The organism is Pseudomonas fluorescens, from assembly GCF_000967965.1.
Classification (GTDB): Bacteria; Pseudomonadota; Gammaproteobacteria; order Pseudomonadales; family Pseudomonadaceae; genus Aquipseudomonas; species Aquipseudomonas grandcourensis.
Window position 1 is genome coordinate 1 of sequence record NZ_LACC01000079.1, and the last position, 344, is coordinate 344.

Genomic DNA, 344 nt, shown 5'->3' on the forward strand with positions numbered 1-344 from the left:
CAGTGGCTGGCGACCCTCGATGGCGACGGCCAGAACGACCCGGCGGACATTCCCGGCATGCTGGCGCTGGTGCGCGGCGAACCGGGCAAGGTCGATGTGCAACTGGTCGCCGGGCATCGGGTCAATCGCCGCGACACCGCAAGCAAACGCTACGCCTCGCGGTTCGCCAACAACCTGCGCCGCCGCCTGCTCAAGGACGCCACCCCGGACACCGGTTGCGGCCTGAAGCTGATCGAGCGCGCGGCGTTCTTGCGCCTGCCGTACTTCGACCACATGCATCGCTACATTCCGGCGCTGATCCAGCGCCATAACGGGCGCATGATCGTGCACCCGGTCAACCACCG

General features: G+C 67.7%; 1 protein-coding gene. It reads left to right on the plus strand.

The genetic code is table 11. From position 1 onward, the window contains the following. The coding region (locus tag VC35_RS28265) for a glycosyltransferase family protein (protein WP_046044036.1) at positions 1 to 344 on the plus strand (344 nt) is incomplete at both ends.